Annotated in this window: 14 protein-coding genes; 8 read left to right on the top strand and 6 right to left on the bottom strand. The window is 53.2% G+C overall.

The genetic code is table 11. From position 1 onward, the window contains the following. Nucleotides 1-59 precede the first annotated feature (59 nt). Nucleotides 60-755 carry a class I SAM-dependent methyltransferase gene (locus WBG83_RS04505; protein WP_336743073.1) on the bottom strand — a complete coding sequence of 232 codons (696 nt, stop codon included), beginning with the start codon at nucleotides 753-755 and terminating at the stop codon, nucleotides 60-62. A 184-nt stretch (nucleotides 756-939) separates the two neighbouring features. Between WBG83_RS04505 and WBG83_RS04510 the strand changes: the two genes are divergently transcribed. Genes WBG83_RS04510 through WBG83_RS04535 form a run of 6 tightly spaced genes read left to right on the top strand, consistent with a single transcriptional unit; the run spans nucleotide 940 to nucleotide 5,708 of the window. Further along, nucleotides 940-1,341, top strand: coding sequence for a fascin domain-containing protein (locus WBG83_RS04510; protein ID WP_336743075.1), 402 nt, complete (start codon nucleotides 940-942; stop codon nucleotides 1,339-1,341). A 29-nt stretch (nucleotides 1,342-1,370) separates the two neighbouring features. Then, nucleotides 1,371-2,543 carry a glycosyltransferase gene (locus WBG83_RS04515; RefSeq protein ID WP_336743077.1) on the top strand — a complete coding sequence of 391 codons (1,173 nt, stop codon included), beginning with the start codon at nucleotides 1,371-1,373 and terminating at the stop codon, nucleotides 2,541-2,543. A gap of 15 nt (nucleotides 2,544-2,558) precedes the next feature. Continuing rightward, nucleotides 2,559-3,251 carry a WbqC family protein gene (locus WBG83_RS04520; protein ID WP_336743079.1) on the top strand — a complete coding sequence of 231 codons (693 nt, stop codon included), beginning with the start codon at nucleotides 2,559-2,561 and terminating at the stop codon, nucleotides 3,249-3,251. A gap of 32 nt (nucleotides 3,252-3,283) precedes the next feature. Next, nucleotides 3,284-4,333 (top strand): pseudaminic acid synthase, encoded by a 1,050-nt coding sequence (gene pseI / locus WBG83_RS04525; RefSeq protein WP_336743081.1) that lies wholly within the window; start codon nucleotides 3,284-3,286, stop codon nucleotides 4,331-4,333. A gap of 26 nt (nucleotides 4,334-4,359) precedes the next feature. Continuing rightward, nucleotides 4,360-5,019 carry a class I SAM-dependent methyltransferase gene (locus WBG83_RS04530; RefSeq protein WP_336743083.1) on the top strand — a complete coding sequence of 220 codons (660 nt, stop codon included), beginning with the start codon at nucleotides 4,360-4,362 and terminating at the stop codon, nucleotides 5,017-5,019. A 26-nt stretch (nucleotides 5,020-5,045) separates the two neighbouring features. Beyond that, on the top strand, nucleotides 5,046-5,708 hold the full coding sequence (locus WBG83_RS04535; protein ID WP_336743085.1) for a class I SAM-dependent methyltransferase: 663 nt from the start codon (nucleotides 5,046-5,048) through the stop codon (nucleotides 5,706-5,708). Between the two features lie 142 nt (nucleotides 5,709-5,850). On the opposite strand, the gene pseG is transcribed toward WBG83_RS04535, so the two are convergent. From pseG to WBG83_RS04560, 5 genes are all read right to left on the bottom strand, one after another. Next, the gene (gene pseG, locus WBG83_RS04540) at nucleotides 5,851-6,894 is read right to left on the bottom strand and encodes a UDP-2,4-diacetamido-2,4,6-trideoxy-beta-L-altropyranose hydrolase (protein ID WP_336743087.1); all 1,044 of its coding nucleotides are present in this window, start codon (nucleotides 6,892-6,894) and stop codon (nucleotides 5,851-5,853) included. Further along, nucleotides 6,891-7,598 (bottom strand): glycosyltransferase family protein, encoded by a 708-nt coding sequence (locus WBG83_RS04545; protein ID WP_336743089.1) that lies wholly within the window; start codon nucleotides 7,596-7,598, stop codon nucleotides 6,891-6,893. Before WBG83_RS04545 ends, pseG begins: the two co-directional genes overlap by 4 nt. A 6-nt stretch (nucleotides 7,599-7,604) precedes the next feature. Further along, nucleotides 7,605-8,747 carry a UDP-4-amino-4,6-dideoxy-N-acetyl-beta-L-altrosamine transaminase gene (pseC, locus tag WBG83_RS04550; protein WP_336743091.1) on the bottom strand — a complete coding sequence of 381 codons (1,143 nt, stop codon included), beginning with the start codon at nucleotides 8,745-8,747 and terminating at the stop codon, nucleotides 7,605-7,607. Nucleotides 8,748-8,808: 61 nt separating this feature from the next. Further along, nucleotides 8,809-10,263, bottom strand: coding sequence for a CDP-glycerol glycerophosphotransferase family protein (locus WBG83_RS04555; protein WP_336743093.1), 1,455 nt, complete (start codon nucleotides 10,261-10,263; stop codon nucleotides 8,809-8,811). Then, entirely contained in the window at nucleotides 10,263-11,267 is a 1,005-nt protein-coding gene (locus WBG83_RS04560; RefSeq protein ID WP_336743095.1) for a polysaccharide biosynthesis protein, read from the bottom strand. The genes WBG83_RS04555 and WBG83_RS04560 overlap by 1 nt, the downstream gene beginning before the upstream one ends. A gap of 322 nt (nucleotides 11,268-11,589) precedes the next feature. Here WBG83_RS04560 and WBG83_RS04565 point away from each other — a divergent pair, with 322 nt between their 5' ends. Further along, nucleotides 11,590-12,885 carry an NTTRR-F1 domain gene (locus WBG83_RS04565; protein WP_336743097.1) on the top strand — a complete coding sequence of 432 codons (1,296 nt, stop codon included), beginning with the start codon at nucleotides 11,590-11,592 and terminating at the stop codon, nucleotides 12,883-12,885. Nucleotides 12,886-13,232: 347 nt separating this feature from the next. Continuing rightward, nucleotides 13,233-13,903, top strand: a 671-nt coding sequence (locus WBG83_RS04570; RefSeq protein WP_336743099.1) for an NTTRR-F1 domain, incomplete at its 3' end; no start/stop codon positions are given.

The raw sequence follows: 13,903 nt of genomic DNA on the forward strand, positions 1-13,903 counted from the left end.
GGGAAATGCTAATGCCCCGGTCCCTCGTCCTTGTATGCTTTATGCGCTCCCCCATCCCTCTACATGCTCGACGCAAGAAGTATCTCCTTGACTTCTCTGCTGCCGGACTCATGATACGGGAAGAGGATGCCGATGCCATGATGGGTATAAAGCTGAAGAAATTCAAGCTTGATTTCCGATTCCTGCAAGAAGTCTTCCACTGCGGTGAGCACCCCGTTACGTTCCCCATACTCATATACGGCATGACAATAGTCATTGTTAAACCCGCCGTTCACCAGCCCGGATACTCCGGGAGCAACCCCTTTTATTTCGAACGGCTTCGTATATTTCGGCGGAATCGACTTCGGGAAGTAATACATATCCCGCCGTCCGTAAGGCCAGCTCGTATCATGCAGGATAATAACAGGGAATCTTCCCTTCGCCAAAGCCATGCTCTCAATCATTTTGAGCTCGTGGTAGACGGTGTACCAATTATGATCGCCATCGATCAGAATAAAATCAGATGCTCCAATAAAAGGAAGCGCGTTCAGGCTGTAATCGCAAATCATGTGGAAATGATGCTGGAACAGGTGGCGATAATCCGTTACATCGAAGCTTGGAGCCGGATCGATAGCAATTAAGCGGGCGCCTGAAGCTTGGCAGTACTGGAGCAGCTGAAACGTGTTTTTTCCCGTATCGGAGCCGATCTCAATAATTTGTTGGGGCTTAGCCCATTTAAGCAAGGGCAGGATGACTTTATCGAAAAAAACAAACATCAGCTACACCTCCATAGAACAATCTATTCTATATCAATAGCTTGCGGTATACACGCAAACCTAATTTACGGAAGCTGCCGAACCGGAGATTGCAAAGAACGATTCCGCACCTTTCAGGTGAGCGAAACATAAATTGGTAATGGCGGTAATCAGGATTTCATTTGAATGAAATGAGGAGATGTCATTGCCGATTCAGGTGGCCATGAAAACCTTGAACGAAAAATATTATGTATGCGCAGAAAACGGCGGAGGCAGAGAGCTCGTTGCCAATCGCGAAACTCGCGGTCCATGGGAAACGTTCTGGCTGACCTTCATCCATCCTTCGGACAGCATTATCGCGATCCAGACGTTAGACGGAGGCTACTATTTATGTGCGGATGCCAGCCAAAACGGTATCCTGACAGCAGATCGGAAGGAATTCGGGGCGTGGGAGCAATTTAAAATAACGAATGTCGGCCACCGGCAATTTACGCTGCGAGCACATAACGGGATGTATGTTTGTGCCGATGGCGGCGGCGGGGGGCGGGTCATTGCAAATCGGGATCAGCCGGGACCTTGGGAGACGTTCATGATTGAGATTGTGTAAGGAACGCTGTCCGGGCCGGGGGGATGTGTATGCAGCATATTGCCGTGATTTATAATGCCGGGGGCTCCTACAGCGCTATCCGCAACTTTTCCCTCGATCTGGTGAGCGCCTTCCGCAGCCTAGGCTTTGTTGTGCATACGATTGACTATGTTCAGGCGGAGGCGAGGGAGAAGCTGGAACAGCTTCTGGACCAGAACGTCCTGTCCTTTCTCGTCGGGATGAATGGAATGGGGATAGAGCAGCTGTATGAAAGGCTGTACTTCGGCCATATGCCGGCTCCCTTTTTCGCGTATTTGGTCGATCATCCGATGCACCATGTCAAGTTTTTCAATTTCTTCTCCAGCTTCCCCAATTTAATCGTTTCTTGTGTAGACCAAACCCATGCAAGCGATTTGGCCAAGTTTTTCAATCCAGCGCATCGTACGGCATTTATTCCTCATGCGGCCTCGCACAATACGCATCCATTCCTTCAGCCTTGCCGGGTGGCGGACCGGAAGACCGCTATTTTATTCGCGGGCAGTTATACGGATGTCGAGGCATGCCGGAACGAGTGGTTAGCGGACCCGTACTATAAGCCGCTGATGGAAGAGATTATGGAAGCCGGTCTTTACCAATACAAGGAATCCCTGTTGACGATCGCGGAGAACGTATTTCACCGGCAAGGAATTTCTTTTGACTACCGCAGGAATAAAAGAGTAAGGGAACTCTTGGTGCAGCTGGAGTTTTATTTGCGGGGCCGACGGCGAAATGAAGTGCTGGAGCGCCTGGCTGATTTCCCCATACAGGTTTACTCTGATTGCCGCAACCGCAAGATAGCGGGAAAGCACATCCGTTTCTGTCCTGCGGTCGATTATTCGAAGCTATTCCAACTGTACGGAGATACGAAGCTTGCATTAAATGTATTTCCTTATGTCATCTATGGCGGCCATGACCGGTTGTTTAATTCCATGATGTCGGGAGCGGTTGCGTTGACGGAAAGGAATTTGTTTCTGGAGGAGCATTTCATCCAGGAAGAGCATTTAGTGATGTATGATGCTTCCGATCCGGATTTGGCCGAGAAGGTAGAGCTGTTATTAACAGATACAGATAAACTGGAATATATCTCGAATCAGGGAAAAGAGATTGTGAAGCAGCAGCATACCTGGCTGAACAGAGCCAGAGAAATCGCAAGATCCGTTTTGTCGTTCTCCAGCCGTGGTTAGTGAAGGGGACCGGTTATGAAATGTGTGATCATGCAGCCGACTTTTTTGCCATGGTCCGGGTATTTTCAGTTAATGGCGAGGGCCGATGTTTTTTTGTTTTTGGACGATGTGCAATTCGACAGCCGGTCATGGCAGCAAAGAAACCGGATTGTGCTGGACGGCTCGGAGCGCTTCCTGACGGTTCCTGTCCGGACCAAAAATAAACGCGGCCAACTGCTTCATGAGGCTCAAACCGACGACAGCCAGCCATGGCGCAAAAGCCATCGCCGGACGCTTCTGCATGCTTATGGGAAGCATGAATTCGGCTCTGAGATTATTCCATTTGTTACGAATTGTATAGAAGGCAGCGATTCCAGCCTGGCTGCATTGAACATGGCAATGATTCACGGCATCCGGCACAGGCTTGGCCTGGATACCCCGATATACAAATCAAGCGAAATCCCGGTACAGGGGAGGAAATCCGATTATTTGCTGAAGCTGTGTCACTTCGTAGGAGCCGATACGTATCTCAGCCCGCCGGGCGCCCGGGCGTATATTGAGGCGGAAGCCGTGTTTCAACAAAGCCGGGTCAAGGTGGAATATCAAGCCTTCACCCCGGCACCATACCCGCAAAAGCATACGCCGCATTACATTTCACATCTGTCCATTGTGGACGTAATCGCCAATATAGGGCTCGACAAGACCAGGAGCTATATTGGTCTGGCTTAAAAAACCGGCATAATGCCGAGAGGAAGGCCAACATGCATATTTCGATTGAGGACAGGACGATTGGGAACAACAGCCGGCCCTTCATCATTGCGGAAATGTCCGGCAATCACAATCAATCGCTGGACAGAGCGCTGGCCATTGTAGAAGCAGCTGCCCGGGCCGGGGCGGATGCGATCAAAATCCAAACGTACACGGCGGATACGATGACGCTGAATCTGGAGCATGGCGATTTCCTGATTAGCGATCCGGCCAGTCTATGGCAGGGCAACACGCTGTATAAGCTGTATCAGCAGGCCTACACGCCCTGGGAGTGGCATAAACCGATTTTTGACCGCTGCCGGGAGCTCGGCATCATCGGCTTCAGCACCCCCTTTGACGAAACGGCGGTAGCGTTCCTGGAGTCACTCGATGTGCCCTGCTATAAAATCGCTTCGTTTGAAAATACGGACCTTCCGCTCATCCGCATGGCCGCCGCAACAGGCAAGCCGCTTATTATTTCGACCGGCATGGCGAGCCTGGCGGAGCTGGATGACACCGTGCGCGCCGCCAGAGAGGCCGGCTGCCGGCAGTTAATCCTGCTCAAATGCACAAGCACCTATCCGGCTTCCCCGGCCAATAGCAATTTGCTGACGATTCCGCATATGAGGGAGCTGTTTCACTGTGAAGCAGGCTTATCCGATCATACGTTAGGGATCGGGGCGGCTGTGGCTGGCGTCGCACTTGGAGCCTCCGTGATTGAAAAGCATTTGACACTGTCGCGCAGCGACGGCGGAGTCGATGCGGCTTTTTCGCTGGAGCCTGACGAGCTGCGCAGTCTCGTAACCGAATGCCGCATCGCCTCGCAGGCGATCGGTCAAATCCGCTACGGGACCGATGAAGACGAGAAAGCATCGTTACAATACCGGCGTTCTCTCTATGTGAGCAAGGAGATGAAACGGGGAGACGTCTTCACCAAGGACAATTTGCGGGCGATTCGGCCGGGAGCGGGATTGCCGCCGAAGTTCTACGACCTGCTCCTAGGCAGGAAGGTTGGCTGTGACGTATCGCCTGGAACACCCGTGCGGTGGAGCTTGCTTGATTAATATGAAGATAGAACGGAGCTGTTCCCATGTACATGGAGAACCATAAGGAGAAGTGGGACGAATTGCACCAGATGAGTGTATTTAATCCCCTTTACCCGACGGAATCGGTCGTCCGGTTTGTGAAATCGGCTTTCTCCGAGCCGGAGCGGACACATCTTCTGGATCTGGGCTGCGGAGCGGGCCGTCATGTTGTTTTTCTCGCGAAGGAAGGGTATCAGGTGACGGGAATCGATTTCTCGCTGGAGGGCCTGGAGCTGACCCGGGCCAAGCTTGCCCAAGAGCGGCTGCACGCCAAGCTCGTGCATAGCTCCATTCTGCCGCTTCCATTTGAGGATGCGTCATTTGACGGCATTATAGCCTACGGTGTCCTGATCTATTTCATGCCGGACGATATTCGAGCCGCCGCTAAAGAGATGCACAGGGTGCTGAAGCCGGGCGGTAAAGCATTCATTGTCGTGCGCAGCACAGATGATAAACGGTACGGATTAGGCGAGGAAATCGAGGCGCACACCTTCCGGATGAATAATTTAAATGAAGAAAATTTCGTTGTGCATTATTTTACCGCCGAGGAAATTTCGACCGGCTTGTTCAGCGAATTTGCCGGTATACAAATCGGGTTTGCCAACGACGATTTGGGCTCGCTTACTGCGTACAATTCGAACTACTTAGTTACGCTGATGAAATAAAATCGGCTGCGGGAAGGAGACAACCGGTGTATATTGACAAGCATCAGGACAGATGGAATGAGCTTCATCAATTGAACACGTTCAGACCCCGGTTTCCAAGTGAGTCGATCATCCGCTTTATCCGCAAGCATTTCCCTGTACCGCAGGACAGGCATATACTCGATTTGGGGTGCGGGTCGGGACGGCACACGGTGTGCTTGGCCCGGGAAGGCTTTGATGTAACGGGAATCGATCTGTCGGGGGAAGGGCTTGCGCATACCCGGCAGCGGCTCGCGGAGGAAGGGCTTGAAGCGGCCTTGGTGCAAGGGTCAATTCTTGAGCTGCCGTTCGGCGCTGCTGCATTTGACGGCATAATCTCCTACGGGGTCCTGTGTTATCTTGTCCCGGCTGACTTAACAACGGCGGCGCAGGAAATCTACCGCTGTCTCAAACCAGGGGGCACAGCGTTCCTTGTGGTCCGCAGCGTTCATGATAAACGGTATGGCCGGGGCGAAGAGGTGGCGCCGCATACATTCCGGATGACGGACAATCGGACGAACGAGAAGGATATGGTGATACATTTCATGGACCCGGGTCGTATCCGGGAGCTGTTCTCCGCCTTCACCGCGATCGAGATTGGCTTTGAAGAGGAAAGCATGAACTCGCTCACGGCATTCAATTCCGATTATTTGATTACACTGATCAAATAAAGACCGCTAATGCACAGCGAAGCTGCTGCAAAAACAAGCTTCCAGCACGCCGCGTGAAGCGCTGGCTCTGCTCCGCTTGCAGATTCCTCTACGAGCCTGCGGGAGCCGCGTCAGCCGCAAAGCGTGAGGCTGGAGGCTTCTTTTATCGCCTAAGGACAGCGGCAACGCGCGCAGCCCCTTGGCCGTCAACATATTCTCCGGCGATGGCTCCTGCGTTCAGCAGCGCATCCGGGTGATGGAAAGCCCGGTCAAGGGCAAGGGCTATCGCTTCAGGCGTCACGTCTTCGGACATGCCGAGATACATATCCACACCGGCGCTTTGAGCCATTTGAGCCGTTGCAATTTGATTGCCCGCCACAGCGATCAGAATGCCCGGCAGCCTCATGCACCAGCGCTCCCAGGTCGTTGATCCGGCTGCGCCGAGGAAAAGATCGGCCTGCGCCATACATTCGGCCATATTGTCAAGCTGAGTATGGCAGGTCGCGCCCGGCATGGCCCGGCACAGCCCGTATATATGCTCCCGGTGCGGATTTGCCTGGCCGACCACGACGTCCACGTTGACCCCGGGACGGGCATCAAGCAGCGGCCGTACGGCTTGCAATGCCTTTGCCGTTTCATTCGTCCAGTCCGTACCGCCGAAAAAAAGTAGAATGCGGCCGATTCGGCCGTCTCGCGTTCTGTACCGGCTGTTCCGGCGTTCGGCTGTAAATTGCTGCCGCAATAGCGCGTATTCGGGTCCGAGCAGCCGGATGCACCTGGCCGGGGTGAGCTGTTCATACCTCCGGGCCATTGCAGGGTGAAGCAGGTTCTGATTTAACAGCACATCGCAATCATGCGGGCGATTCGCCAAATCATCAATAACCATCATACGGCGGACCAGACCTCTCATGGCCTCCTCCCATCGCGCGTCCAGCCCGTAATGATCGGTGACAAGCCAATCCACGGGCTTATCGGCCTCGCTCAGGATACGAGCCGCGGCCTCGATTTCCCCTTCAGCCGGTTCGGAAATGCGCTTCACAGCATATCCTTTTTCCTCCAGCCAGTCGCACAGGCTCCCGGGACATTCGCGGGAAATAAAGGAAACGCCGCAGCCGCCAAGACGCAGGGCGTCGGCAAGTGTCAGGCAGCGCATCACGTGCCCTGTACCGATTTGCAGCGAAGCGTCGGCCCGGATCAGGATGTTCATCCGCGCCAGTGCCCCTGATCATAGCAGGAGATGATCTGCTCCAGCGTCAGGCAGCGGCTGTCGGCTTCGCCGCATTGACGCAGAATCCGGTATAACCGGACGTAATCCTCCAGCGTATCAACCGTTACCCGGATTTCCGGACGGTGTAGCATACCGGAAGGCGGAAGGGCTTTTACGCTGAACAGCTCCGGATGGTTATAGAAATGAAGCGTGACGTGCTCCCGCTCGGCAGGGTCTGCGGTTCGCTTCTGCAGCGCGAGCAGCTGCTCCGCCCGGACACCCTCGACTCCGGTTCCATGCGGAATGCTGTCGTTGTAAACATAATCGTATGCTCCGCTTGCCAGTGCTTCGATGCAGTCATCGATGAAGCGGGGCTCGGACAAAGGATTGTCGGCTGTAATCCGGACGACAATGTCCGCCCCGGAGGCCTCCACAACACCGCAAAACCGGTTCAGCACATCCTTCAGGCTGCCCCGGTATACGCGAATGCCGCATTGCTTGCCAATCCACTCCAGAATGTCATCCTCCGGCTCCGTGGAGGTAGCAAGCCACACCTCATCGGCCAGCCGGGACATGCTTGAACGCTCGATCACCCATTCGATGAGCGGCTTGCCTCCCAGGTCCAGAAGCGCTTTGCCCGGCAAGCGGGAGGAGGAGATCCTGGACTGGATCACGGCTATTTTTTTCCCCTTGTGTATGGTCATGCGGAATTACCCTCCTGAAAAAAAGTTGACCAGGACGGACACGACACGCTCCAGATCCCGTGCGGTCATTTTCGGGAAGAGGGGCAGGCTGATGGCCCGCTCATACAATGCTTCAGCCACGGGACATATGCCTTTCTGATAATTCATGTGTCTGTAAAAGGGATGCCAATACACCGGAATATAGTGAACCTGAACGCCGATGCGCTCCGCTTGCAGCGCTTCGAATAGCCGCTTCCGCTCCCGGGCCCCCTTCTTCACTTTAATGACGAACAAGTGCCACGATGAGGCGGATAGCTGGCTCATATCGGGAAGATCGATGAAATCCCGAAGCATGGAGAGCTGTTGATGATACTCCCGGGCTAGCGCCCGCCGCTTGTCGAGGAAGGAGTCCAGCTTGCCGAGCTGGCTGATTCCGAGGGCGCACTGCAAATCGGTCATCCGGTAATTGTAGCCGAGTGAATGCATCTCGTAATACCACGGCCCATGATTTTCGGTCATTACGGCGGGGTCCTTTACAATTCCATGGCTGCGAAAGGCAAGCAGCTTCCGGTAGAAATGCTCATTGTCCGTCAGAACAGCCCCGCCTTCGCCTGTGGTAATATGCTTGACCGGATGAAAGCTAAGAATCGTCATGTCGGCGATAGCGCCGACGGCTTTGCCCTTGTAGGTCGCACCCAGCGAATGAGCCGCATCCTCAATGACCGGCAGGCCGTAATTTCGTGCAAGCTCGATGATCGGTTCGAGGTCCGCGGGTCTGCCGGCATAATCTACCGGCACGATCGCTCTTGTTTTGTTCGTAATGGCTTTGTCCAGCAAATTCGGATTCATATTGCCGGAGATGTAGTGTATATCCGTGAATACAGGCCTAGCCCCCAAGTACAAGGCTGCATTTGCCGTAGCGGCAAATGTCATCGGAGAGGTAATAACCTCATCCCCGGGCCGTACTCCCGCAGCGAAGTAGGAGCCGTGCAGCGCGGAGGTGCCGGAATTCATGACGACCGCGAATTTGGCGCCGGTCCGCTCACAGAGCCGCTGTTCGAATTCCTTTGTTTTCGGACCGGAAGTGATTCGGGGGGATCGGGCTGTTTCAACTAATGCCTGGATGTCCTCCTCATCCAGCCACTGCGTTCCGTACGGAAGATGCTCCATAAACTTCCCTCACTTTTTGCTGGATTACGCTGCTTCCTTCTGGACAGGGACCTGGGCGGAATTATCCGGATAGCTGGCGCAGCAGATCGTGCAGCTTGTTCCCGGAGGAATGCTCCGGATAATTGCGAGCTACAAACTGCCGGCGGAGCAGATCTGCATCTGCAGCCGTCATTGCGCAGCCGCGAAGGTATTCCTTGACGGCATGAGCGAGCGATTCCGGGTCCGTATGCACCATTCCCTGCAGGCTGTCGAAGTAATCGTAGTCTCTATTCAGCAGCTCCTTCAGACGATCCATATAGGCTGTAGAGCCTCTATAGCACCCCTTCGGATCGTAATAGCTCATTTTCCAGATAAACACGGGCTTGTCGTGCAGCATGGCGGCAAGGCCAACCGTCGAATAATCCACAATGACGGCGTCTGCGTTGGCAAGCGCATCGGATAGCAGGCTTTCGTAAGACCAATCATGGGTCCCTTTCAGCATTTGAACGTTATCGTAATAAACCGTGAGCATGGTGTACCGCTCCGCCGGCTCGGAGGGATGGGCTTTAATCAGTACATAGATGGACGGGTCTTGCGCCAGCTCCGCAACGACGCTCTGGAGCAGGCAGAGGTCCATATAGTTTGAGCAGCCAATAAGTACGATGTGTTGATCGGAGCGAATCCCGAGGGATTGTCTGAACGTCCTGTTATTCATAAAAGAGGTCGTGAAGATAGCATCGAATTGGGGATGTCCGACGATTTCAATTTGCTGTCTGCTCGCCCCTCTTTCTAAGAACCAGTCCTGCTCATAGCTCCCGTATACCGCTTGCTTGGCGGCGAATATCGGAAAATAGCCTTCCTCCATTCCGATAAGGCCGTGCTGCATGCAAATGCTGGGAATTCCGTTGGCTGCAGCGGCTGCCGCCAGACAGCGGCTGATTGCATATTCGGTATGCCCAAGCAGTACACAGCGCACCGGTATAGCCGAGAAGCAGAGAAACGCCTTGTTCAATATGTCCATGATGTGGGGGATCTGCTGCAGAAACATCGCCTGAAAATACACGTCTCCAAAAATAGGATGCCCGCGTAAAGCATGCAGGGTACGTCTGGCGCGTGCGGTAAACCGGGTGACAGGTTCGGTTAAATCGTGCATATCGAACAGGTTTAGAAAGCCCGGATTATGGCTGGGTATATACAACAACGTATCCTGAGCAAAAAAGCTGCTATAGGTTTCCGTGCTAAACCTGAGCTCGCCGTCATAAACCAGAATCGCTCCATGCTGCGGCTTAGGCTCCAGAGGCGCCCGAAGCGGCTCCAAATACCGGTCGAAGGCAGGCTGCAGCTCCTGTTTGGAGCGGACAGGGGATCGTAATAACGTCTCAAACTGAGGCTGCTTCATACATTCGATCGCTTGCTCGCTTAAATAATGATGAAATGTGGTGACAAGCGGCAGAGGGATGCCATGGAATTTCAGGCCGTCGAACAAATCGATGAATTCCAGAAATAACGACCAATAATTGCGCAGATAGCGATCCATCAGGGCGCCTCTTCCTCAAGCAGCATTTTGCTTTCCAGCAGCATTTCTGTGATCTCCTCCTGCGTCATCAAATAATGCTGAGAAGCGTAGCTGTCAAACTCGACACGCTGCAGGTGCTCGTAGCGGCTCAGCAGCAAGGGACCCGGATGCGAGGGAAGAATGACCAGATATTGCTCCTGAAAATGATACGTATGCGGCGTTTCATAAACCGAAACAAGCACCTCATGCAGCTTTTCCCCCGGCCGGATGCCGATTTCCTTCATACTGACTTGCTGTGCGGATAATACATTTTTCATCACATGGGCTAAATCCGCAATGCGGCACGATTTCATTTTGATGACGAATGTTTCCCCGCCAATCGCTTCTTCCGCCGCTTTCAGAAGCAGGTCAATCGTTTTCGGCAGCGTTTGGAAAAAACGGGTCATGTGATGAGAGGTGAGCGGAACAGGCTGCTGCTGTTTAATCAGTTTTTTGAACAGCGGGACGATGCTCCCATTGGTGCCAAGCACGTTGCCGCCCCGTACACAAATGAAGCGGGTTTTTTCGCTATGCTCGTTGGCCCGGATCATTAATTTCTCGCCAATGGCCTTGGTCATGCCGTACAAATTAATCGGATCTACCGCTTTGTCGGTGGAGACGTCGATCACCTTGGATACGCCTTGGGCAATACTGGCCCGAATGATATTTTCCGTGCCTTGAATGTTCGTTTTGATTGCTTCTCCGGGCTGTAATTCACAGATGGGCACATGCTTTAATGCGGCCAGATGGAATACAATATCCGCATTTCTGCATGCATCCGCTACAGCCGAATAGTCCCGGACGTCGCCTATTATAAACTGCAGCTGCGGATGCTGCCTGAATTGCTGCTGCATATTCACCTGGGCAAACTCGTTCCTGGAAAAAATGCGAATCTCGGCCGGGTTATATTCCAGCAGCTTCTTCACAAGCTCCTGGCCCCACGAGCCGGTTCCTCCTGTAACCAGGATGGTACGGCCTTGAAACATGATGGAGCCCTCCCTGATCAAATAATATCTTGCTTTCCATAGATCCCCGGGGGAATCCGCTAACCGCTGTAATTATTGTCGCGGTGTCTTGTAGGGGTTATTTATCATATTCGAGTTATCCCGTATACACGTAGGCACTCGGCTATATAGCAAAAATTAGACTCCTGTCCGGTACGGGAACAGCGGGAATTTGAAGGGTCCCGCTTGAGGCCGGATAAGCCTGAACGAAGTCAAGCTATCCGTTTTCTTTGTTCCGATAGGCCACCAAACAAGCAACGGGTTGAAAGTTTCATATAAATAGAGGTAGAAAGGAGGAATTCATGTGGTCATCAGTTTTAATAACATTCTTCAAAACGGTGGTTTTGAAACAGGGAGCTTGTCGCCGTGGGTGAATCTAGGAGCTGCCGCAGCCGTCATTGATTCTGTGGTGAACACCGGTGCCTATGCCTGCCTGCTGACACCCACTGTAACCAAATCAATCGTGTCACAGCAGTTTGCAGTCATCCCTGGCGAAAGCTATCAATTAAGCTTTTCCGTAAGCAAGTTCTCTGCTGCGCTGCCGAGCGCGCCATTTGCCTATTCCATTCAATTCTACGACATTAGCAACAATTTCCTCAGCTATGGCTTAGTCGGTGGCGCCAATGATTTGCCAGACGGCAATGAAGGCTCCTGGCTGTCAGTATTCGATGTTACTGGGATTGCACCTCCGGGGGCTGCCTTCGGGTACTTGTATATTGGGGCATTCCCGGCAGCGGGAGTATCGGCAGTCGTGCTGGATTCTGTTGTCGTGGTGCAGGCTGAGGGTATCGGCGCAACCGGACCAGCTGGAGGACCTCCTGGCGAGACAGGGGCGACGGGCGCAACCGGTCCGCAGGGGATTCAAGGGATTCAGGGCATCCAAGGGATTCAAGGCCCGACAGGCCCGCAAGGTCCACAGGGGATTCAAGGGATTCAAGGTAATGATGGGCCAACCGGAGCGACAGGCGCAGCGGGAGCCGCAGGCGCTGCCGGGGCAACCGGAGCGACAGGCGCAGCGGGAGCCGCGGGCGCTGCCGGGGCAACCGGAGCGACAGGCGCAACGGGAGCCGCGGGCGCTGCCGGGGCAACAGGTGCTACAGGACCGGCTAATAGTCTGGCTGATCAAGGCTTCTCGGCTTTCACCAACGCAACGGGGGTTACCGAATCAACCCAAATTGCAAACTGGACTGTAACCAGCCCGTACTATGGATCGCTAGGCTTTAATGCTATGACAGGCACATTTACCGTCCCGGCTACCGGAAAATATGCCATCGCGGCTACAATCAATTACTCTACTACAGCAGTTATTAATGCAGCTATCCCTTCGGCTTCGCCATCATTTGCTGTTCAGATCATTAATGCTACTCCCCCTAACACAAATTTGATTACCGGGTTGTTCCCTATTCTGAACGTCAACGCAATCGTCTTGAACTTAAGGGTTATATTGGGGGATGGAACGGTTACTCTGGCTGGAGATGTTCAACTGACTGCAGGAAATACAATCGGTCTTTTCTATTTGGCGGACGGTTTAACCCTTGGTCTGAATTTAGGAGGCGCTGATTCTGAAGGCATTGTCTGGTCTGTACACCGTTTGACGTAATACAGCGCTAGCCGTCTCCAGGAATCAGACGTTTGACAAAAAGCTTATGGCCAGGGTCTGGTTTCTAACCGGGTTCTGGTTATTTGTATTGAAGATCGTCCCATAGACGGCCTGACTCGGTGGCACTACCCGGTGAGGGGTCAAAATTCCAAACGCTTGGCTCCATCAAGGCGTGTGAAGGTGCAGCTTGCATGGGAAAAGGAGGGGAATTGGATTTTTTTGTTTCCTATAGGCCAAGAAACAAGCGGATCGGTAAAAGTTTCATATAAATAGAGATAGAGCAAATCCAGTATCAAAAAAACGAATGCTTCTTTAGATATCCGTATATAGTGGGGAGGAACCATGTAGTGATTGTGTTTAAGAATTTAATCCAAAACGGAGGCTTCGAAACGGGCACCTTGTCGCCTTGGGTAAATTCAGGCAACGCGGCAACGGTGATTACAACCATTGTCAACACGGATACGTATGCTTGTCTGTTGAAACCAATTACAAACCGTTCTATTGTATCCCAGCAGTTTCTTGTCTCGCCTGGTGAAAGCTACCAGTTGAGCTTTTCGGTGAGCAAGGATTCAGGGGCGGCCACATCACCCGTTGCCTTTTCAATTCAATATTACGATGGCAGCAATAATTTTCTTAGCTACGGCTTGGTCGGTTCTGTTAATGAATTGCCTAATGGAAATGACGGAGCATGGTTGTCTGTGTTTGATGTAACAGAAGCGGCTCCCGCAGGGGCGGTTTTCGGGTATTTGTTCATTGGTGCATTTCCGGTTTCTGGCGGAGCGGCGGCGGTTTTGGACTCGGTTGTTGTTGTACAGGCAGCAGGCGGAGGCGCCACAGGTGCTACAGGGGCAACTGGATCTTTCGGGGCTACTGGTTCGACGGGAGCCACGGGAGCAACAGGAGCCACGGGCGCGAGAGGAGCGACTGGAGTGGCAGGTTCCACCGGAGCCACGGGCGCAGTAGGCTCGACGGGAGCAACCGGAGCCACAGGTGCGACTGGCGCGGTAGGCTCGACCGG

This window comes from Paenibacillus sp. y28 (assembly GCF_037137075.1).
In the GTDB taxonomy this organism is placed as follows: domain Bacteria; phylum Bacillota; class Bacilli; order Paenibacillales; family NBRC-103111; genus JBBBNV01.